Here is a 20,683-nt window from a genome sequence, read left to right on the forward strand (position 1 = left end):
TCATGACTCGTCGCAAATTGCTGCTCGCTACTGCTATCACAGTACTTTTTTCCAACTTCGTTTTAGCGGCCGAACCCCAATCGGCGACGCTGGCCGTGGAGGGCATGACCTGCGCGGGCTGTCCCATCACCGTGAAAAGATTGCTGAAGAAAGTGCCCGGCGTGTCCGAGGTCAGTGTTGACGCGAAGACACATCTGGCACAGGTGAAGTTCGATCCGGACAAGACCCAACCCGATCAACTGGCCAAGGCGGTTACCGATATCGGCTATCCGACAACGGTGAAGAAGTGACGGCAGTAAGCCCGATCGTTTTGGAAAGCGTCATTACTTGCCCCGCGTGTGGGCACGTGGCACAAGAGACGATGCCGACCGATGCCTGTCAATGGTTTTATGAATGCACGGGCTGCAAGACACTACTCAAGCCCAAGGCAGGCGATTGTTGCGTGTTTTGCAGCTATGGCACGGTGAAATGTCCGCCCATTCAGGAATCTCGATCCTGCTGTGGTCCCGCTGTGCGGAATGTTGCCTAGACATCCTGACCAGATCGCTCCCGCTTAGCAGCCAGTTTCTCAATTTCACATTCGCGAATATCCGTCCCCAAGCGGGGGTTGTCTAGACGGTCCCGACGGCTTAAATGGTCGCGAGCCGCTGGACCGTGTCCGGATAACGCTTTACCAGATTGATCAGAAGTGCCGCTTGTGCATTCGGCTTTGCGCGTCCCTGTTCCGAGTTCTCCAGTGTGCGAACATTGGTTCTAAGGTACGCCGCGAATAGAGCGCGCGAAAACTTCAAAGTTTTTCGCACTCAAATCAGTTTATGGGCGTCACTTTCGGCGCCGGTTTGTACTCGATCGAATGCGTACGCAATGTCCGCTTGCCCTGCCGTGCTTCAGCGAGCGCCGTCATGCCTTCAGCCAATTCTGTGAGGAGATCGCGTTGGGGGGCGCGCACGATTTTCGCTTTGACGATCGTTTTCATCATTTTCTCCTTGCGAGCTCAGGCTTTTTTCTTGATGCCAAAAGCCGGCGTATTAGCACCGGACAAATGCGTGACCCCTGCGTTCGACTTACTCGACAGCTTGCCTGTGGTAGGCGTCGAACACCCTGCCTCCAAGCCGACGCGTCCTCTCACGTTGCGAGTACGCGTCTTCACCGACGTGTCCACGGACTTTTTCGACGAAACCCGTCGAAGCGGCGTCACGCGCGCAATGATTTCTTCTCCGACCGCGTCTCTCGCCTTTTCGAGTTCGTAATGCCGCTGCAAATTCATCCAGAACTCTGCTTCCATCTCGAAAAATGCCCCAAGCTTCAACGCCGTTTCAGGCGTTACGGACCGCTTGCCTTCAATGATTTCAGACACCGCAATAGGTTGCATGCCGGTATTCATCGCCAACCGGTACGGCGTAATGTTCATTGGCTCCAGGAACTCGTACTTCAATATTTCTCCTGGTGTCACCAGCGGGATAGTCCTCATATAAATACTCCTCCTAACTATTAGACTGGCCTCCGCAGCAGCACGTTCGTTTCGATCGCGATCATGCGGCGCGTCGCCTGGTTTCTGCTTTCGCGCGCTTGCTTCCATGCGCGTCTTGCAGCGACTCGACGTCCGAAAATCGCGGATCCGCTTTCAGATGCTTGAGCACGCCGGCGCTTCTTCCCTTCGCCCTCTTAAGAATGGTAATTCGACTGTTGTGCTCCAGAATATCCAGGACGTCACCGGACAAAACGCGAAGCCGCTCACACAGCTCCTTGGGAAGGGTTACTTGCCGTCTAGAACTGAGGATGGGCACGATGACTCCGCTTTACAATTTGTGTAAACGTAAAGATAGAGCAGGCGTTTCTCTTCGTAAAGAAGTAAAGCGGCATGGATCGGACGACGATCAGAGGCAGTATTTGAGAGCCTCTCATCAATCGGGAGGAAGCACCGTCACCTGCGTCCGTTTGAGTAGCTTCTTGAAATCGGCATCGAACGTAACGAGGTGTTCGCCCAGTTGAATCACTGCCGCCGCAAGCCATGCGTCAGGAATGGCATTCGCAGCCAATCTTTTTTCGATACATAGTTGGCGGAATGTCGGCCACTCGGCCCCAAGAGCGGGCATCTCAACGCCCGGCACAACCAACAGCGCATCCAGGAATTCCACGGCGTCTTTCGGCGGTGTCGGCTGAACAAAGATTTTCGGGTTGGTGACCAGGCGCAAAAAACTGGCCGCAACCATTGGCAGGAGCTTCAGGCTCGCGCCTTTGCCACAAGCGGCAATGGCCTCCTCCAAACATGTGTAGGCGATTTTATGATGAGGATGATCGCTCCGTGAAACCGCGAGCAGCACGTTGACGTCAGGCGTCATCGTCGGCGGCATCCAGCATGGCCTTGTTGCTGCGCGGATCTAACCCGACAACCAATCCGCCGCGCCCTTTGAACACGGGAAGTTTGCGTCTGATGACCTTTGACGCAGGGGCGGACGACCGAAGCCTAAGTTGCAACCCTTCCTCGATCAGTCGCGTGAGACTTGTTCGCTGCCGTGCAGCGAGGGCTTTTGCATTCACCAGCAAGGAATCGTTAATGTCGAGAGTGGTCTTCATGGCACGACTATACAGATTTCTGTATATATTGGCAATCCCATCAACTCAAGCGTTGCGATTCATCGACGCGCTGTGGAATACGATTCGTTATTCCTAGTAATCCAATCGCCTTCTTCAAGGTTCGCACAGAGCGAGAATAGCGACGAACAAGCCATGCCCGAACTCGACTCGGAAGCCATCGACTTCCGAGCGGCTTCCGAGTTGTTCACACCGGTGCGCAAACTCAAACGGGCGGACCTGGAAACGCTGCCCCCGGTAACCAAGCATGAAGGACGCAAAGAACTTTGAGATCCGTTTCTGCGGAGTTGACCACTTTGTTCCGCCCCAAAAACAAATCACTTACGAAAGCTTTTCCAAAACCTTCGCGCACCGGATGACCTGTTCACTTAGGTCTTCGGTAACTTCTTCACTGCCTTCATATTCAAAACCGTTGCGCACATCGTGCGCGTCCGCCAACACGCGCCATATGTCAGTGCCGACGGACATCGTATGCGGCAAACACTGAAAAACAATGTACCTGTTTGCGGGTCGAAAGCCTTGTTTGCGCAGCGCCGCCAGCGAAAATGCATAGGCAGCACTGTATCCGAGCAAGAATTTTCCAGACAGTGAAATTCCTGGCGCGCCAGCATCCTGCAAGCGATCTCTGCCGCTCTGGATCTGGGTTGCAATCTCGGATTGGGAGGATGGTTCCTTTTTGAGCTGCCCAATCTTGACCAGATTGTCGAGCTCTTTGTTACTCATCATCGTCCCCGATCAAGACGATTTTCGGTCCCGCCAGGATAGAAACAAGAAAATGATTTTTACTTTTCAGCTTCCGCTGATATTCGGCCGGCCGATAGACGGTAAGTGATATTTTTCGTCCGAGCTTTTCTTCAACGGGTGTCAATTGCGGATAGAGGTCAGCACTGCCAAGCGCTTTGGCGAGTACAAATAGGTCAATATCACTCGTTGCAGTGTCTTCGCCCTTGGCGACAGACCCATAGAGGAAAGCGCGCTCTATTCGACTAATGAACGGCAGAAGCACTTCTTTAAGAATATCCGCCACACCGAAGGTCTTACGAACAATCGCGCTTAACTCAGGGTAAATTGCAGACTTGGTGTTGGCTTTGTAGCGCACAACCCGACCGATGTTTTCTCTTACCAACAGACCTGCATCCGTCAATTTACCAAGTTCCCTTTGCGCCGATGCTGAGCTGAGGCTTGTCGAAGCCATTAATGCACGAAGATGAATACCGTCTGGCCGCATAAACACGTTGCCCAGTATGGCTTTTGTTGCTTTCGAGAACAAAGCGTCGCTGATTTTGCTCATGCGCTGTATTTTAGCTCAACTGCGCTAACTTTGAGCGCAGACGGAGCGTCGCCGAAATTTGGATGAACCAGCGCACCCTACTTCCAACTTATAGTTCTGTCGTCAATTTATCCCGTTGCGCATTGAGGCGTTTCACCGGAATCCGCTTCACATGCACAAGGTCGCGCTCGTCAATTGTCCAACCCTGTACCTACGCGATCCAGATTACCCAGTTGTGCGCGACCATGGGTATCCAGCTTTCTATGACTGTACGTCCTTCAAACCAATGCATTAGCTCGGTTTTGGCTGGGTCGTCGGACTCGCACAGCGCTGAGTAATCTGAATCGCGCAGATACAACTCGGAACTCATCGAGCAATGGGGCAGCGGCATACATCGCATGACGGCGACGTGCAACGAAGCCGGGCTTCAGGTCCCCGCGCCGGAGGAAATCGGAACTCGTTTTCGCGCAACGTTCTAGACCGAGCGCAAAGGTTCGCCCATCGTGGAGTCAACAGATAAGGCCATTCTGGACGCCATGTCCCGCTACAAGCCGCATGTATCGTCTAATTTGGCGAGCCGTTTGTCGAATGTGCCAAGCGGCAAATGGCCGGCCTTTCGCGCGAGTTCAAGCACCAGGCAATCCGAGAAACCGAGCGAAGGACGCGCCTGAAAAATTGCCAGCGCCAACGCGACTACGTCCGCGTCCTGTAGCGTTAAGCTGTTGTGATTGAGTAACAGCTCGATTGCTTTCGCGATCTGTGCCGGTGTTCGTTCATAGACTGCATCCAGCACCCAAAGCGTTTCGACCAAGACGACGTGCGACACCACGCTCCATTTTCAACGAAAGCTTCGGCGGCGACTACTTGCTTCCCATCGTCTCGCACCAACAAGCGCACCAGCAGGTTGGTATCAACGGCGCGCATGCTTCTTGCGCAGGTATTTTCTAATCCCGTCTTTGACGCTGTTTGACGTCTTTGGTTGCCCCTCCGCGAACAGGGCATCATGAATTTCTGCCGAAGTATGCCGTCCGGCCCGACGAACGACGACTTGATCGTTACTCTCATCCCATTCGAGGATCGAACCGGGGCCAACGCCAAGTTTCTTGCGCACTTCGGCCGGAACAGAAATCTGCCCTTGCGTGGTAATTTTCGATTGAGCGATTGACATGAAGAGACATTACCATGGTAATGGATAGTCGTCAAGTGGTGCACCGATTCACCCTTCCTGTGTAGCTCAGCAAGCTCAATACCAGGGCTGCTTTCATCAAAGCATTGCGCGACGAAGACAGAAAGCGGACCGAAGCATGGCTGGACAATAATTTCAGACACGTAGGTGTACGTTCGTCTTTTACGCTCGACGAGCACTTCTTTTGAGAATTTATGCGACGATCACACTCTCCAAATTGGAGCAGTGGTTTCAGACCTTTTTTGAAGGCCTCGCTCGCGAAAATTGGGCATAAAAACTCTTATCGTGACATCGGGATCAGTCTACTAACGCTGGTTTTCGAAGGCAACAATACCAAGCCGGCGTCTTGAGTTGGGTCTACCTTCGCGTCCGGGTAGACGGACAAAACGCTTTTGAGTGCGTCGCGAAGTTTCCATTTGAATTTACGCGAACAAACGGTTTCCGTTCCGAATTGGACTTGCAAGGCTTCCCACGGGACTACCGTGCGCTTGTGCAGCGTAAAGAATCGATAAGTGAGCCAACAATAGAGATCGAGTTCAAAGGGCGATGCCTTTAAGGCGCGCAGTGCGCGCATATCGATAGGCACGCCATTGCTGAATTCATCGTAAAACTTCTGGCTGAGAACGACTGTGGATTCGAAGAGGCCAGCTTGCGCGGGCTTGGACGGATCCCACCAGAGCTGCTGTCGGTCGGCTATTTGCATGCCGTTAACTTCCCAATTCACCGCGTCGATAGTCGGCGTCTTCACCATCGCAATGCGCGAAGAAAACAATCGAAGCATTTGTTCCTTCGTTTGGGTAATGCTGCCGTTTGGGCCGCCGCTGGCATCGTCCAACCCCAATTCATGGAGGAAGGCAGAAAGCGATCTACCGAGTTTTATCTCCGGACTTTTCTGATGCTTTATCTCGCGGCCTAACCAGGCGAGTAACAGGCGCGGCTTTGACCCAAATGGGTACCCAATGGATTTCGCCACATTCGTGACTTTGGTTTTGCCACTCGGCAGAGTTTGTTTTTGTGATTCGAGATACATGCCGGGCTGAATTACCAGCGACCACTCGCCAGAGGTTCTTCCCCATACCGCTGGATTGCCTTTGGGTTCTCGATAAGGCAGAGTGGCTTGCACCATCACGCTGTTGATGTACCCTACTTCGCCGGCGTCCCACGCGTTCTCTTTCTCGATCGCTTGGTACTCTTCGTAGAGTCTGTTGAATTTCTGTTGGCGTGTCTTGGAAAACTGAACGACGTTCGTCGACGGCGAATTCTCTGCGCCCTCCTCGTCTATCGTTTGTTTTTCAGTATCCAAGGAATTCCCTCGAAGAATTTTGATAGAGGATAAACATGCGAAACAATCTTGTCACGAATAAATAGGAACACTTTGCGGTTTTTTCTTCATAAATCTCATTTGCTGGTAGGTACCGACGGGCGGTGGGCAACGAAGTTGTCCACGGCACGGAAGGTTCTAACTATCAGTTTCTTTCAAATTTCTATTTTCTAAAAGCAAGTACTAAAAGCAAAGCTATAAGGGGCCGCTGGAACGCCAGCACTGGCGCGGGTTTCCAGCCAATCGCGTTCCGGATTATTCGCTGGCCGTTCCTGTTTATGCGTGACCTTGTTCTCGTTTATTCGCAAGTCGTTCCCGAATATTCGCAGACGAGCGTTCCTGTTTATGCGTGGATAACTAGGTCAATTCACAGCCTTATCCACAGATCCTGGAAATGTGGACGTAACGACTGCGGCGTTCCCGTTTATTCGTGAGCTGGCTGACAGTGCTGATCTGCCCAAACAGGACGAATGCGTGTTGCGACGTGGCACTTTCCCCCCAAATCCGCATTGGCCGTTCCCATTTATTCGCAAAAACAGCTTCGCCGGCGCCCTCCTCCTTGGTTAATCGGCCAGTCGCTACTTTTGCGCGTTCCAAAATATTCGTGCCATCTGGAACAGGACCCGGTTCAATTGTTCCCACCTTATTACAGGCGTTCCTAGATATTCGCACTCTTTGAACAAAAGCGCCAAAAATATTGCCTTATTCAGAAGAAACACACCCTGTGCATAAAAAACTTCTTAACGTGACACATGCCATAACATTGTAAGTATAGAATGGGGAAATCTTCAATAGTTAAAGGTTTCCGCAATGGATATGGCTGACTCTGGTTTGCCAAAGCAAGTGAAAGGAATTTCACTTGAAGACGTAAGCGCACTCGCTGAGCGTGCAACCAGCGCTGTGCGCAAGGTGCGGAGCCGGATGTTGTCCCCTACTTCTCGCAAAACCGCTCCGGTGCTGACGAGCACCCAAGTGTGTGTGCTGTGTGGGATCGACAAAAACCACATGAACTATCGCCTCACCAAAAAGGATCTCCCTGCGGGGACCATGAAGGGACAACGCAGCTCACGTATGTTCACTTTGGCAGAGACAAGGGTATGGATCAAGGACTATCTTGGCGTCAGACGCCCAGCAGGTGCCAAAGGGATCGTTATCACTGTTGGCAATTTTAAGGGCGGGTCTGGCAAGACCACCACCACCATGACCCTTGGTCAGGGTCTGAGCCTTAAAGGGATGTCGGTTCTCTTGGTGGATCTCGATCCGCAGGGTTCTCTAACAACACTAACGGGATTGTTGCCAGATGCGGAAATTGATGACGAGGCAACCGTAGCGCCATTGTGTTTCGGCGATCAGGAGGATATTCGCTACGCGATCCGTAAAACCTATTGGGATGGGATTGACCTGGTGCCGGCATCGCCTAGCCTATACTCAGCCGAATTCGCGTTACCCGCCAGGCAGTCCAACGAACGGGGATTCCGATTTTGGGACGTCTTGAACCAAGGGCTACAGTCTGTTCGCGACGAATACGACGTTATCCTAATTGATACGCCGCCATCGATGAGCTACCTCACGATGAACGCGCTCATGGCGGCCAATGGATTGATCGTACCCATGCCCCCCAATGCCCTGGACTACGCCAGTTCGGCGCAGTTCTGGTCGTTGTTTAGCGATATTGCCAGCGGACTGCAAAAGAACAAGCAATTTGAGAAATCGTTCGATTTTGTGCACGTGCTGCTCTCTCGCGTCGATATGACCGACGCCGCGTCCGCCGTGGTCCGCGAATGGATTACCGCGACCTATGCCGAAAGGGTTCTTCCAGTTGAGATCCCGAAAACGGCCGTCACATCTGCGTCATCCGCGGAGTTCGGCACGGTCTATGACATTGGTCGATATGAAGGTAGCCAAAAAACCTATCATCGAGCGAGGGAAGCGTATGACCGATTCGCCGAGCTGATAGAGCAGTCAATACTTCAGACGTGGTCAAACCAGGGCGCTTCTTCGCCCGATCTCTTGCTGGCCGCTCAATAGAAGGGGGCGCAAAAATGGCACTTGCTAAACACTTAAGAGAAAAGTCGCTTGGGATCGGTGCGGAATTGGATCAGCCCGATGCAGGGGAGCCGAGATTGAATCGCGCGGCCAAGACTGAACCAGGAAAGATGTTCGCCTATCGGGGCGAGATGCAAGCCAAGGAGATTGAATTTGCAGCCCTTCAGGCGCAGTTGGAACAGTTTCAGGGCAGCACGCCCGTCCGCAAATTGGATTCCACACGGATACGCGTGTCGGAATTTGCGAATCGCCATGAAACAAATTGGGATACGAAGGACTTTCAAGCGTTCAAGCGGGAAATCGCCTCGGCCGGTGGTAACGTTCAGCCAATCAAGGTACGGCCAATCACTGGGGATCCCAATGCCGATTTTGAACTGTGCTACGGTCACCGACGCCACCGTGCCTGCCTTGACCTAGGGCTGATGGTCAGCGCCGAAATCGCGGATGTGAGTGACGGTGAGTTGTTTGCGGCGATGGCCCGGGAAAACCTTCAACGCAAAGACCTGTCCGCATACGAAACCGGCAAGAGCTACAAAAAGGCTCTGGCGAAGGGATTGTACGTAACCCAAGTTCAACTCGCGGCGGCGCTGGGCATGACCCAGGGTCACGTGTCACAGGCGCTCGTGGTGGCCAACTTGCCTGACGACGTGGTGAACGCGTTTCCGTCGGTGCTCGATATCCAGTACCGTTGGGCCGCTGATATCACCGAGCGGCTAGTAAAGGATTCGGAGGGCTTGCTGAGGACTGCACGAGCCCTTGCTGCAGAGCGCGGAAAGCATTCCGGCGGGGAGGTGTTCGAGGCCCTGCTCAAATTGCCCCAAGCAAGGAACATCGAGGTCAAAGTGGGAGGGAAAACGGCCGCCGTCATCAAGTCCAAGAACGGCGTGGTGACCTTGAGCTTCAAGAAGGGAAGGGTGCCGGCGTCCAAAATTAGCAAGTTGAAAAAGCTCGCGGAAGACATACTAAGGGATGGCGACGATTAGCTATTAACGGTTAATATCTGGTCGGTCCGGCCCCAAATATTAACCGTTAATATCCATTAGGCGGTCCCCGGATTGGCCATAAAGGGAAGGGCGCCGGAATCGATTCTGGACCTGGTGCCGGCAGTATTTCTCCTGGATCCACTGAGAACATCAGCAGTATTTGGGGTAGTGACAGCCTCCCTGTTACTACCCCAATTTCGCTTTGGGTTGGACACAACGGGTGTGCCCGTTCTCACTCTGCAAAAGCCCCAAGCGTTGGCTAGGGCGCGATCAAGTTGAAAGCGTTCCCCGTTCGCCCGGCACAACTCGGGCGGTGTTAAATGGTTTAACAACGCTCGCCGTCCATCGTCCAATGACTACAGTGCAAGCCGTCACATATGCATGGAGCCTAGGTCAAAGCGGGCGGGAAAACGGCCGCCGTCATCAAATCCAAGAACGGCATGGTGACCTTGAGACTCAAGAAGGGAAGGGCGCCGGCGTCCAAAGCTAGCTTGTTGAGAAAGCTCGCTGAAGAGCTTTTGGGCGAAGACGACAGCTAGGTATTAACGGTTAATATTAGATCGACTTGGCCGAAGTTTTTGCCGTAAATATTCAAACCGCGATCCCGTCCTAGCGAGGCTTGTCCGGGGCCGCCCCAGGAGCCGGGAAAGAGGATCGAGTGGCCAGCAGCCGTTCACTTTTGTCCGTCTGCCGATATTTTCCCGTGGTCTCAATCGAGGCATGCCCGCAGTTTTCCTGAATGATGCTCAAGTCGGTGCCGCGTTGTGACGCGTGGGTGGCATAGGTATGCCGCAACCAATGCGTTGACGCTTTAAGCAGCTTCTTCGCCTCATCACTCCCTTTGTCCAATTGCGGGATGACGCGTACAAAGGCCTCATGGGCGATCTCGTAGACGGTCGCCGGCGAGAGGGTCTGGCTGGCGTCGCGACGGCCATCGAGGCTGCCAATCAATGCCGCAGGTGGTTGAAGCGCGAAGGGGAGTTCCGCGATCGGGAGTAACCGGTTTTCCGGGGAAACGAGGCCCCGATCGATCCAGTGCTCGATCAGATAGGGGAGCACCCATTCCAGCAGCACGACCTCGCGCACCTTGTTGCCCTTGCCCACGACCGTCAGAAAGAACCCGATTCCGGCATCGGGCGTCTGTTCGCGCGTCAGGTGGTTGGTGGTCGCGCCCGCGATCTCGCTCGCGCGGAGCCCGGTGCTATAGGCCAGCAGGACCGTCGCACAGCGCCGGCGCCCTTCGGGTGTGTCCCGGTCCGCGAGCCACGCGGCCTGGCACTTTTCCCAAAGGGGTTGGGGTAGGTGGCGCTTGGCGAATTGCGGTTTGTGGCTAGGCGGGGGCAGGGCGGTATCGCCAAACGGGTTCGAATCCAGGTAGCGCTGTTCCACCAGCGTCTCACACGCCGATTTTAGGACCGTGACGGCATATTTGATGCTCTCTGGCGACAAGGGTCCGGCGAACGGTCGCCAGCCCTCGCTAAACCGCCTTACTTTCTTCTGTCGCTTCCCGCGGCGGATATCCTCAGGGGTCAAGGTCGCGATCCAGCGCTCGGGCGGGAAGGGCGCCATCAGGAAGGCGACGTAGGCATTGGCGTCATCGGTGTTGAGCGACGAAAACGCCTTGCCCCGTTCGACCACCGCCCAGAGCAGGGCGCGTTCCAATTCCTTACGGTAGGCGCGCAGCGTCTTCGGTTTGTACGCGAAACGCGATAGCACGAAGTGAATCGCCTCCAGGTCATTTTGCGCATTGATGCGCGCGGCGCGATCCCCCCGGTTGCTGCCCTGCGAGCCGTCCAGCGCCGGCACCATGGCCAGCCGCTCCAGTGGGGCGACGCTCGTTCCTGGGGACGCGAATAAAGGCGGGGAGGGCAGGGGGGTGAGCGCACGCGCCTCGACGGGAACCAGTTCTCCCAAGGTGCGGCGATGGGTGTCGAGGAACGTGAGCACCGCTGCCGCCTTGACGGCGCCGACCCCCGACAGTTGATCGAACCAGCGCGGGCCCGCGCGCAACAGGGCCGTAAAATCTCCCATGGTTTTGACGTGGGCGCGGCGAAGGGTGCCGGCCAGGCGCGGTTGAAACCACCAGGCGACGAGCGAGGCGGGCGTCGGGCGATCGGACAGCGCCGCTAACGCGTCGACCGCGTCGATCGCGGCGTCAACCAGAGCGGTCGTAGGGCGCGTGGCCGGCAACGGGACTTCGGCCTCGTAGGCCTCGAGCTGTTCGCTAAAACGCCAGCCGGCATAGCCGCGCCGCGCGACAAATTCATCGAAGGTCTCCCGCAGGCGGGGCGGCCGCGGCGGGCGGACGGGGGGCACGTAAAGCAGACTCTTGGCAAGGTCGCCCCGGTCGGCGCGCTGCGCGCGCAGCTGGGCGCGCGTGAGAATGTCGCGGTGCTTCCGCATAGCCACGCGAGCATCGGTCGTTCCCAGGTAGCGCTCAGCCGCCTCGCCAAGGTCGAGCCCAAGGAACGCAGATTTCAAGAAAGCGACCTCATCGGCGCTTAACACCGGCGTCGGCCTAAGGGTTTGATTCAGCAAGCTTTGGGTGGCCATAAACGCTACTTTAGATGGGTCATTTTCGTCTGTGATAATAATAGTTATCACCAGTATAGCAGGGTTTTGAAGGGCAGGGCGGGTAAAAACTCGCGGACAGAGAATTGTCCTCTGCCGGGACACAAAAATGTCCTTTCTCGGGAATGTCGACGCTCCGCTGTGTTGGGAAAATTCTTTGTCCAGACCTACAAGTCGGCGCGGTGCCGCCATGGACATTTCCGGGACAACATTGCGTCGACCCAAAGGGTCAGGACATTTTTGTGTCGCGCCGACAGACACAAGAATGTCCCCAACAAGCGAGAGCCTTACGATCAAGTGATGAAAATCAATCACTTGTCGACATGCAAATAGGGACAATTTTTTGTCCGCGTCCTAAAATGTAGCCATCTGATTGCCCTAGTCACTGGCGTGCCGTCGTGGCCTACCTCACGGCATGGCATTGCTGATGCCGCGGGCGTAGCGGTTCGCGCCGGGATAAAGGCAGTAAATGGCAGGGTCGCATAGCGGGAGGCCATGGTCCCGTTGCTGCGCGACAACGTGTTGGACAGTGACGGCGGTCGCGTCCCCACGCAGAGCCTCGGTCCTTCAAGTATTATTTCCACTCACCTTTCAAGCCCTTCCTGACCTCATGTCCATCCCCTCGATCGACAAAGCCGAATTCGGCACCCGCGTCAACCTGGTGCTGTCACCGGCACAGCCGGTCAGATCTATCGAGAAACTTAAAGGTCGCGACCCAGAGATCGAGCTCATTGAGCAGGCGCTCTATGCAGCCGGCCGCCATGTGTTCATCTACGGCGACCGCGGCGTCGGCAGAGCTCGCTCGCCGCGACCGCGGCCTTTCAATACCAGTCTTCTGACGCGAGCCCCATCTTTGTCGGGGGAAGTGCGGACGATACGTTCAAGTCCATCATCGCCAACGTGGCCAACAAGGCTCTGGGGCGAAGCCGCACCGAATCGGTCAAGGAAACGAAGTCGTTCGGGCTGGAGTGGCGCGGCCTCAAATGGACCGAAGGCCAGGAGGTCACACCCCTAGATATCGTGGCCCGGATCCAGTCGGTGGGGGATGCAGCTGAGTTGCTGCGCGAAATCGCGGCTCGCCATTCTGCGAAGCCCATCATCGTCATCGACGAGTTCGACACCATCGCCGATGAGGCGGAACGCAGTAAAGTTCGCGAGCCTCGTGAAGCACCTGGGCGACCAGGGAACCGATATCAAGTTCATCTTCACCGGCGTCGCGGAAAGTCTGGAAGCACTCATCGGCGCCCACCAATCGGCTCATCGCCAATTGGCACAGATCGAGCTGGCGAGACTGCCGTGGGAAGCGCGTCGCGAGATTGTGGAGAACGCCGCCAACGCCTTCGATCTCTCTGTCGACAACGACGTCAACTGGCGCATCGCCATGGTAAGCGATGGCTATCCGTTCTATGTACATCTCATCACCGAACGGATGCTTTGGGCGGCCTACAACGAAGAGGAGCCGACCACGGAACTCAGCTGGGCGCATTACCACTCGGGTCTCCGCGCCGCAATCGCGAGCATCAACGCGCAGTTAAAACAGCCTTATGAAAAGGCCGTCACCCATCGAGAAGAAAACTATGAGGATGTGGTGTGGTCGACCGCTGACGGCGACGACCTGGATCGCTCGCTCACCGCCATGTATGAAGCCTATCGGGTGATTGCGCGCAAACGCGATCGGCTTGAGGCCATGCCGAAACCCAAGTTCAATGACTTTGTGCGAAGGTTAAAGCAGCCCTCCTTCGGTCGCATTCTCACGCAAGTGCCGAAGCGTCCCGGCTGGTACACCTATACCGAACGCATGTTGCGCGGCTATGTAAGGATGCAAGCCGAGGTCAACAACATTGAACTCACCGGTGAGCGTGAAGCGCCGCGTCAACAGATGCACGTCGCGAACGCTCGCACCGGCACGCATGGTCCCTCCATTCCCCGCGGAGTACGCCAGAGCAAGCGCATTAGCGAGGACAAGTCATAACGTCACGCAGCGCACGGAAAGGACGGATACCCTCATCCGCGTAAAGCCTTAGGGGGCTACGGCAGCCGCTGACCAGCACGGGCACGCGCTAAATTCGTTCATCAACGACGCGGCAAAGCTTTAAGGGAGGTGTATGGGCTTCTTGAGTGCGTTAATCAAAGTGGTACTGGGCAAACCGAAGGGGTCCGAACCGGACGCTCCACCGGATGCCCGCGAGGCGGACAGCGGCGTGGGCTACCGCGTGACGATGTATGGGCCCGGTGGGCGACCGGCTGTCACGCCAGTGGTCTCACCGGTGGAGCTCGCCAACGCCATGGATCGTTATCGGCACGTCATCACCAACGAGCTGCCGGCACTGGCCACGCGCGATCAGTGGTTTGCCGAGACCACGCATGCCCGGCGCGTCAAAGAGAGTTCACCGAAGGCGCTCACCTGGTTGACGCCGTTCGTGCCCATCGAGGTCGCCCGGCATGAGGCCTTAAAACCGATCATCGATGTGGGACTGATGCACGTCGGTCGCGTGCCGAAGACGCTGCGGCAATTGATTCGCGAGCGACGTAAAGCAAAGGCGCCTTATGCGGATCTGTTGCGGGCACTTTATGGGGCCTGCCTCCTTGAGGAGTTTTGCGAGACGATTCGTTTTGAAGGCCACAACGCGATGTTCAGCGCGAGCTTCGTCGACATGAATGAACTCACCGCACTCAAAATCGACTATTTCACATTGGGCTATCGTCACGTCGCCACCCTTCTGCAGACTGACGTGAAGTGGCTAATCGAAGTGTTCGGAGAGCCTCAAGAGCATCAGTCGTTCGCGAGCGTGTGGCCGCACGTTTCACGAAACGCGATCGCTCGCTATTGCTGGGGCGAAGTGCACACCCGGCAGAAACATAGTTCCGTCAAACGCGCAGCGCCTGAGGCGATGGAGCATTGGTTGCGGGAGACCTTGACCCGTAACTTGGGGTATCAGCAGGAATATCGGGATCGGATCGCGGTGCGCGAACCCTTCGTGCCCCAGGCGCCCGTCGATATTGAAGCGGCGTGGGCAGCGATGCGCGTGCCATTCGCGGTCGCTGATCTGGAGACGACAGGGTTTTCCGCGGCGTCATGCGAGATCATTGAAATCGCCGCGGTACTGGTGGATCCGGATGGGTCGATCACGGGCGAAATGTCGGTGCTGGTGAAACCCGTAAAACCGATTCCGACCGAGATTACTCGCCTCACCGGCATTACTCAGGAAGAGGTAGATCGCGCTGGGTTGGCGTTGGCCGAGGCCTTGACGCGGTTCAAGGCGGCGGTTGGGGGAAGAGGCGTGTTTTTCCATAACGCGCCATTTGATCGTGGGTTTCTCGTCGCCGGCACCGCGACCTCCGGCGTGCGGGTGACGAATGCCATTTTAGATACGCTACCCGTGGCGCAAACGGCCTGGCCAGACCTCGCGAGCTACAAACTGTCGACGTTGGCGAGCTATGTGGGGGTGACGACACCGCCACATCGAGCGCTTGCGGATTCTCGGGCCGCGTTGGCGGTGCTGCTGGCGGCGCGGGCTAAGGCCAGTCAGGATCCGGCACCGGTGGCCATCGCGACATGAGGAGCGCGTGCGACCGATGAGTGTGATTGAGATTCGCTCGCAGACATTCGTTGGGCTGCGGTTGCCAGGCTCTCGAAACAGAACATCGATAGGCGCTATGTCGGAGCGGACAAGAAGATGGCGCTCACCTGTACGGATGCGTTGACCAAAGCAGCATTGGCTGCGGGCATTCCAACCTTCTCCGCGGTGGAAACCCCCGTGCGGCGCACGCAGGGACTCTGAGGCCACTATTCGCCGGTGGACGATGCGGCCTGGAAGGCGACCGAGTTGATCGTCACAGTACTCAACGGCTCGGACATGCCCGGCGATATTCCGCACGTGGTGACGAGCCAAAGTATCGTCATTAACTTGCTATAAATATTTCCGCCCAAGACTCAGCTAAAAGTTGAACTTATGCGCCAAATGGCGCACTATAACAAGACAAATGACACAACTAGGAATAGACAATGGCTGAAGTGCTGGAGGCGATGGGCGGGCTTAGGACCTTGAAGGTGGCACCGGCCAACACCCAGGAATGGGTTCAACGGATTGTTGCGGGTCTTCCCGCGCAGGCGGCCTTGGCTTTCAAGGGCGCATTGGGACTGAACAACGACCAGCTGGGAGCCCTCCTGGGCTTAAGCCGGCGTTCGGTCAATCGCCTCACGCCCGCCAAAGCCGTCTTACCGGCGGTTGCCGGCGACCTCCTCTATCTGTCCTCATGCATCCTGGCACTGGCGGTGGACGTCTTCGAGGACCAAGACGCCGCCACCGCGTGGTTGAAGTCGCCGCAACGGGCGTTGGGCAATGCCGTGCCTTTGGACATTGCCACGACCGATATTGGCGCGAGAGAAGTGGAAGCGCTCCTGGGCCGGATCGAGCACGGTGTTTACTCCTGATGAAGGCGTACCGCTTGGTGAAAGCCAAGCATGCATTGGATGCCTTCAACGGCGAAGGGGCGAAGCTCTATGGCGGTCGCTGGAATGCCGTCGGCACCCCGATGGTCTACGCGGCCCAAAGCCGCGCGCTCGCGGCGATGGAGACGCTGGTCCACACGGCCGGCGCTGACCGCCACATTCAATACGTCATGTACGAAATCGAGATTCCGGACCCGTTGGTTCGGACTTTCGACCGTAAGAAACTCCCGTCGGATTGGCAAAGCCTGACGCCGCCGGCGAGCTTGCAGGCAATCGGCTCAGCGTGGCAGGCGAGCCAGCAATCGCCGGCGCTCCTGGTGCCCTCGGTGATGATTCAAGAGGAATGCTGCATCCTCTTGAATCCCGAACACCCGGGCACCCAGGATATCCAAATCTACTATCCGACGCCGTTCGAGTTTGACGGCCGCCTCTAGCTGAAACGTCCCATTGCTGCCGCCGAGGACCACCAGTGCCCAATCCCATAGCTCCCCAGGGGACCTTCTCGCCAGCATCGGGGCCAGTGCGCTATTGCCCAACCGGGCGCAGTAAAGTCTGTCGCACTCCGGCGTCCCGCCTGTGCGGCGGGGCGCGTTTTTGGGGAAGGGGTTGGGGCTGTTGGCTGTTAAAACGCGCGCGGCATACCTGCCGCGCGCGACGCGCAAAAGATGTCCCAGCCGGAAACCAGCCGGGACATCTTGCTTACTCGCTCGCCTCAGCCTCCGGGGAGCGTTTCTGCTTGTGCCCCCTGCACCACTGCCCGGAGCATTGCTGGTAGCCAACCTGTGCCCACCGCCAGCCGCTCCGCTTCGCCGGCCAGATCGTTCTTCTTGAGCTTGGCCAGCCGCGCCGCATGCTCCGGTGCGAACACCTGTACCGCCTCGATGGCTTTGGCCTTCGACACATGGGCGAAGTAGCCTTCGGCGGTTGGTGTCCACCACGGGTGCATGTCGAGGCCTACCGCCTGCGCCAGTGCGGATGCAGGCAATGTGTCTTCGCGTGGCGTCACCGCGCCCACCGTCGCAGCTACGCACACCGCCAGCAACGACAGCAGTTCCTGCTGTGGCAACGCCAGCAGTTCCGCGAACAGTGCGTCCGGGTCACTGGGTAGCCGTGCCGACCACGCCTGCCGTACTTCCCGCAAGCCGATCAGGGCGTGCGACTGCGCCACGTCCGGCGCAAATGTATCCAGTCCATCCTGCGGCGAAGCGCTGATGTTGATCGGCTGGGGTGAAAACGAGCGGTCCGAACGGTAGCCATCGACCACCACGCGCAGCGCAAGGCGATGCACCACGGCCACCAGTGCTACTTGCGGATGGCGGGCGACCTCTGCTTGCAGCGCCGCCGTGCGGTGTGCGCTCAAGCGCCGCGCCAGCTTTTCGGAAATACCGGGCGCTATCGGTTCTGCCTCGCCTTCGCCATCACTATCCGCCTGCATGCCTTGTTGTTCCTGCGCCCGCAATGCCTTGGCCTCGGTCTCGCGCAACAGCCCGCGATGGGTGATTACCCCGCCGGTATGATCGACAGCCACGATAGCTCCGGCCATCGTCAACACCTCGGGCGCAAACACCAACAGCGATTGTTCGATGATGTCGAGTTCAACACCAAGTTTGTCGCTTTCCGCGTAGAGGGGCGAGGCTTCTTCTTCCGCGATGTCCTCGGCATCGTCGGCATTCAGTCTGTCGTCGATGGCCTGTAGCCGCGATTGCAGCTTGGCGATGCGCTTGGCCTCCGTCTTGTTCGGTGTGCGCCGGTCACGGCGGGCGCGCTGGAAGCCGTGCAGTTCCGCCGATGTAATGCGCGGCACCGTTTCGACCCATGCCCAACCTTCCGCACGGGCACTGTCCGCAGCGGCTGCAAGTTTGTCTCGCGCCAATGTATCCAGCAATGTCGCATCGGAGAGGAACACGCCCCGTGTGTCGTCCGAGAACAGGTCGCGCCGCACACCACCGCCTGCGGCCTCGTAGGTCTCGATGCCAACGAATCGCGCCAGTGCATCGCGCGTGGCGTCGATCTCGCGTTCGGTCAGGTGCTCGCGCAACGCCTGCGCGCTACGCTGCCACTGCGGCGCATCATAGAACGCCGCCTCCTGTGCGGTGTGGTCGTCCGTGATGGCGAGCGCCATTAACTGGTCGAGCGTGACAGTATCGGCACGATAGTCGGCCAGCAGGCGCGGCGAGACATTTGCCAGCTTCAAACGGCGCTGCACTACAAGCGGTGTCACACCAAAATCAGCGGCAATATCTTCGACAGGCCGACCTTCGGCCACCAACGCGGCGAACGCCTCGAACTGCTCGCCGGGGTGCATGGCCTCGCGCTGCACGTTCTCGGTCAGGCTCACGGTACGTGCCGACGCATCCGGCACCACCAGGCAAGGTACGTCATGGGTCTTGGCAAGCTTGCGCCGTTTCGCCAGCAGCTTCAATGCCGCCAGCCGTCGCTTGCCTGCGACGACTTCGTAATGCTCGCCATCGCTCGATGCGGTGACGGTGAGGTTTTGCAGCAGGCCGACGCGGGCGATGCTCGAAGCCAACTCGGGAATCGACGCGTCGCCGCACTTGCGCACGTTGCGGCCGAAGGCCGCAACTGCGACAGCGGAACCAACAGCAGTTCCTGTGCCGTAACGGTAGCAGCGGCAATTGCCTGCAGCGGCGGTTTTCTTGATGGGTAACGGTGTTCATGGTGATAGCTCCTATCCCTTGCGGGAAGTTGAAAACAAGAATGGATGAAGAAAAACTGGTTATCGATTTCACGGTGTCGTTGTTTGCATGCGCGGCCCTCCTGTGGTTTTCAAAATCGACCGGATTCCAAGATTCGGAGCCCGGTGTTGGCTTTGGTTTGTTCGGCGCAGTGACCTGGGCTGATCGCTGTTGCCGCCGTCTTTCCTGAGTTCATCGCCCGCGAACAACCGGGCCAGCAAGGGCGTTGCCGTCAAGGAAGAAGCGCAGGGTTGGTGCGGCCCGCAGCCGCAGGCGAGGACACGGCCCTGCGCGCCTTGACGGACGGGCACTGCGGGCTACGGTCGCGGAATCAGCGATGAAGGAGGGGAAAGACGGATGACCGGCCTGCGGCCAGAGAGGCGACGGACCAACGCCGCGCGGCGAGCGCCCCTGCGTGCCAAGGGCACGCCTGGCTGGAGGTAAACAAAGCGCGCAGCCTTTACTGGACGTCAAGGACGCAGCAAAAAAGGGGGGCAATGCCCCCTCGGGCTACAACAGCCCGCGTTCCGCCATAGACAGGATGTCGCCGCCGGCGACGATCAGGTGATCCAGCACTCGCACGTCCACCAGCGCCAGTGCCGACTTCAGCGTCTGCGTCAGCATCTCGTCAGCGCGCGACGGTTGGGTCGAACCGCTGGGATGGTTATGCACCAGTATTAGCGCAGCGCTATTCCTGGCCAAGGACTCCTTGACCACCTCGCGCGGATACACCGATGTCTGGCTCACCGTGCCGCGAAACATCTCGACGAATTCGATGACGCGGTTCTGTGCATCCAGATGGATGATGGCGAACACCTCGTGCTCCAGCGCTCCCAGCTTCACCCGCAGGAAGTCGCGCACTACCTGCGGCGAGTTCAGGACTTCGCAGTTGCGCATCTGTCCTGCGAGCACACGTTGCGCAGCCTGCAACACCTCGTCGGCATTGGCCGGACGGTAGTGGCCCGCGACATCGCGAACGAGAAGGGAAGAATCGAGAGAATGAGTGCGTTTCGACATGATCGTGCTCCAGTCCGAATCGGGCGGGATTGCCCGAGACCGGAAAAGCACGCCGCAGCGCAAGCAGTCAGGGATGACAAACGGCCGCCAGGCCGCAAGCAGGCGGAGCGTGCGCAGTCCTTGACGGCGAGACCGGCGTGGTACGGTGAATCGAACAGGCAAGCCTCCCGCTCCTTTCGGCGATCTCCAGCCCGACCTTTGCCCAGATCTGACACAGCGGCGAACGCATTCGCCTTCTGCGCAGTAATGCGCACGAGGAACTCGCGCGTATCGTTGTGCCCGTACCTGTAACTATTACCGCAGGTTGGGATACTGCCGATAGTGATTTCCCACCTGAACAGGTAGTGTCATTGGCTGGTGATTTCGGCATACTGATAAAGTTACTACCTTTGGAGAGGCCCGCGATGAAACCTGACGAAGAAGAGAAGAAGAAAAAACCTCACGACGACGAGCACAAGCCGCCGCACCCGCCACATCCGCCGCCTCCACCGGCGCCCGGACCGGACAAGCCACCAAAGCCGCCACATCACCGACCCGTCGGATAG

The 20,683-nt window shown here is 57.4% G+C and carries 18 protein-coding genes and 4 pseudogenes; 10 read left to right on the top strand and 12 right to left on the bottom strand.

Annotated features, from left to right (window positions below; genetic code table 11):
• The first annotated feature begins 2 nt into the window (after positions 1-2).
• Positions 3-290 carry a cation transporter gene (locus IPP88_13140; GenBank protein MBL0123625.1) on the top strand — a complete coding sequence of 96 codons (288 nt, stop codon included), beginning with the start codon at positions 3-5 and terminating at the stop codon, positions 288-290.
• 339 nt (positions 291-629) lie between these two features.
• Here IPP88_13140 and IPP88_13145 read toward each other — a convergent pair.
• The 6 genes and pseudogenes from IPP88_13145 to IPP88_13170 form a co-directional block, all read right to left on the bottom strand.
• Positions 630-976: pseudogene (locus IPP88_13145) on the bottom strand (transcriptional regulator).
• 18 nt (positions 977-994) lie between these two features.
• The gene (locus IPP88_13150) at positions 995-1,471 is read right to left on the bottom strand and encodes a HigA family addiction module antidote protein (GenBank protein MBL0123626.1); all 477 of its coding nucleotides are present in this window, start codon (positions 1,469-1,471) and stop codon (positions 995-997) included.
• A 433-nt stretch (positions 1,472-1,904) separates the two neighbouring features.
• Positions 1,905-2,342: a PIN domain-containing protein gene (locus tag IPP88_13155; protein MBL0123627.1), complete on the bottom strand. Its 438-nt coding sequence runs from the start codon at positions 2,340-2,342 to the stop codon at positions 1,905-1,907.
• Positions 2,332-2,577 carry a DUF2191 domain-containing protein gene (locus tag IPP88_13160; protein ID MBL0123628.1) on the bottom strand — a complete coding sequence of 82 codons (246 nt, stop codon included), beginning with the start codon at positions 2,575-2,577 and terminating at the stop codon, positions 2,332-2,334. Before IPP88_13160 ends, IPP88_13155 begins: the two co-directional genes overlap by 11 nt.
• Positions 2,578-2,916: 339 nt before the next feature.
• Positions 2,917-3,318, bottom strand: coding sequence for a hypothetical protein (locus tag IPP88_13165; GenBank protein ID MBL0123629.1), 402 nt, complete (start codon positions 3,316-3,318; stop codon positions 2,917-2,919).
• On the bottom strand, positions 3,311-3,886 hold the full coding sequence (locus IPP88_13170) for a nucleotidyltransferase domain-containing protein (GenBank protein ID MBL0123630.1): 576 nt from the start codon (positions 3,884-3,886) through the stop codon (positions 3,311-3,313). Before IPP88_13170 ends, IPP88_13165 begins: the two co-directional genes overlap by 8 nt.
• A gap of 347 nt (positions 3,887-4,233) precedes the next feature.
• Between IPP88_13170 and IPP88_13175 the strand changes: the two genes are divergently transcribed.
• A complete protein-coding gene (locus IPP88_13175; GenBank protein ID MBL0123631.1) occupies positions 4,234-4,344 on the top strand; it encodes a hypothetical protein in 111 nt (36 codons plus the stop codon).
• A 65-nt stretch (positions 4,345-4,409) separates the two neighbouring features.
• Here the strand turns inward: IPP88_13175 and IPP88_13180 are convergent.
• From IPP88_13180 to IPP88_13190, 3 genes and pseudogenes are all read right to left on the bottom strand, one after another.
• Positions 4,410-4,789, bottom strand: a pseudogene (locus tag IPP88_13180) (type II toxin-antitoxin system VapC family toxin).
• On the bottom strand, positions 4,776-5,033 hold the full coding sequence (locus IPP88_13185) for an AbrB/MazE/SpoVT family DNA-binding domain-containing protein (GenBank protein ID MBL0123632.1): 258 nt from the start codon (positions 5,031-5,033) through the stop codon (positions 4,776-4,778). The pseudogene IPP88_13180 and the gene IPP88_13185 overlap by 14 nt, the downstream one beginning before the upstream one ends.
• 298 nt (positions 5,034-5,331) lie before the next feature.
• Positions 5,332-6,177 carry a replication protein RepA gene (locus IPP88_13190; protein ID MBL0123633.1) on the bottom strand — a complete coding sequence of 282 codons (846 nt, stop codon included), beginning with the start codon at positions 6,175-6,177 and terminating at the stop codon, positions 5,332-5,334.
• A gap of 1,005 nt (positions 6,178-7,182) precedes the next feature.
• On the opposite strand from IPP88_13190, the gene IPP88_13195 reads away from it, so the two are divergent.
• Positions 7,183-8,400, top strand: a complete 1,218-nt coding sequence (locus IPP88_13195) for an AAA family ATPase (protein ID MBL0123634.1) — start codon at positions 7,183-7,185, stop codon at positions 8,398-8,400.
• 14 nt (positions 8,401-8,414) lie between these two features.
• Positions 8,415-9,401 carry a ParB/RepB/Spo0J family partition protein gene (locus IPP88_13200; GenBank protein MBL0123635.1) on the top strand — a complete coding sequence of 329 codons (987 nt, stop codon included), beginning with the start codon at positions 8,415-8,417 and terminating at the stop codon, positions 9,399-9,401.
• A 609-nt stretch (positions 9,402-10,010) separates the two neighbouring features.
• Here the strand turns inward: IPP88_13200 and IPP88_13205 are convergent.
• Positions 10,011-11,954, bottom strand: a complete 1,944-nt coding sequence (locus IPP88_13205) for a tyrosine-type recombinase/integrase (protein MBL0123636.1) — start codon at positions 11,952-11,954, stop codon at positions 10,011-10,013.
• A 628-nt stretch (positions 11,955-12,582) separates the two neighbouring features.
• Between IPP88_13205 and IPP88_13210 the strand changes: the two are divergent.
• The 4 genes and pseudogenes from IPP88_13210 (at position 12,583) to IPP88_13225 (ending at position 16,859) form a co-directional block, all read left to right on the top strand.
• Positions 12,583-13,944 (top strand): annotated as a pseudogene (locus IPP88_13210) (ATP-binding protein).
• A gap of 1,048 nt (positions 13,945-14,992) precedes the next feature.
• A complete protein-coding gene (locus tag IPP88_13215; protein MBL0123637.1) occupies positions 14,993-15,532 on the top strand; it encodes a 3'-5' exonuclease in 540 nt (179 codons plus the stop codon).
• A gap of 446 nt (positions 15,533-15,978) precedes the next feature.
• Positions 15,979-16,407 (top strand): DUF2384 domain-containing protein, encoded by a 429-nt coding sequence (locus IPP88_13220; GenBank protein MBL0123638.1) that lies wholly within the window; start codon positions 15,979-15,981, stop codon positions 16,405-16,407.
• Positions 16,408-16,421: 14 nt separating this feature from the next.
• Positions 16,422-16,859 carry an RES family NAD+ phosphorylase gene (locus IPP88_13225; protein MBL0123639.1) on the top strand — a complete coding sequence of 146 codons (438 nt, stop codon included), beginning with the start codon at positions 16,422-16,424 and terminating at the stop codon, positions 16,857-16,859.
• A 278-nt stretch (positions 16,860-17,137) separates the two neighbouring features.
• Here the strand turns inward: IPP88_13225 and IPP88_13230 are convergent.
• A pseudogene (locus IPP88_13230) lies at positions 17,138-19,071 on the bottom strand (ParB/RepB/Spo0J family partition protein).
• 72 nt (positions 19,072-19,143) lie between these two features.
• Here IPP88_13230 and IPP88_13235 point away from each other — a divergent pair.
• Complete coding sequence (locus IPP88_13235) at positions 19,144-19,311, top strand: hypothetical protein (GenBank protein ID MBL0123640.1); 168 nt, start codon at positions 19,144-19,146, stop codon at positions 19,309-19,311.
• A 320-nt stretch (positions 19,312-19,631) separates the two neighbouring features.
• Here the strand turns inward: IPP88_13235 and radC are convergent, their stop codons facing one another.
• Positions 19,632-20,138 carry a DNA repair protein RadC gene (gene radC, locus IPP88_13240; GenBank protein MBL0123641.1) on the bottom strand — a complete coding sequence of 169 codons (507 nt, stop codon included), beginning with the start codon at positions 20,136-20,138 and terminating at the stop codon, positions 19,632-19,634.
• Between the two features lie 404 nt (positions 20,139-20,542).
• On the opposite strand from radC, the gene IPP88_13245 reads away from it, so the two are divergent.
• Positions 20,543-20,683, top strand: coding sequence for a hypothetical protein (locus IPP88_13245; protein MBL0123642.1), 141 nt, complete (start codon positions 20,543-20,545; stop codon positions 20,681-20,683).

The sequence above is a fragment of the Betaproteobacteria bacterium genome, from assembly GCA_016720925.1.
Taxonomy (GTDB): Bacteria; Pseudomonadota; Gammaproteobacteria; order Burkholderiales; family Usitatibacteraceae; genus UKL13-2.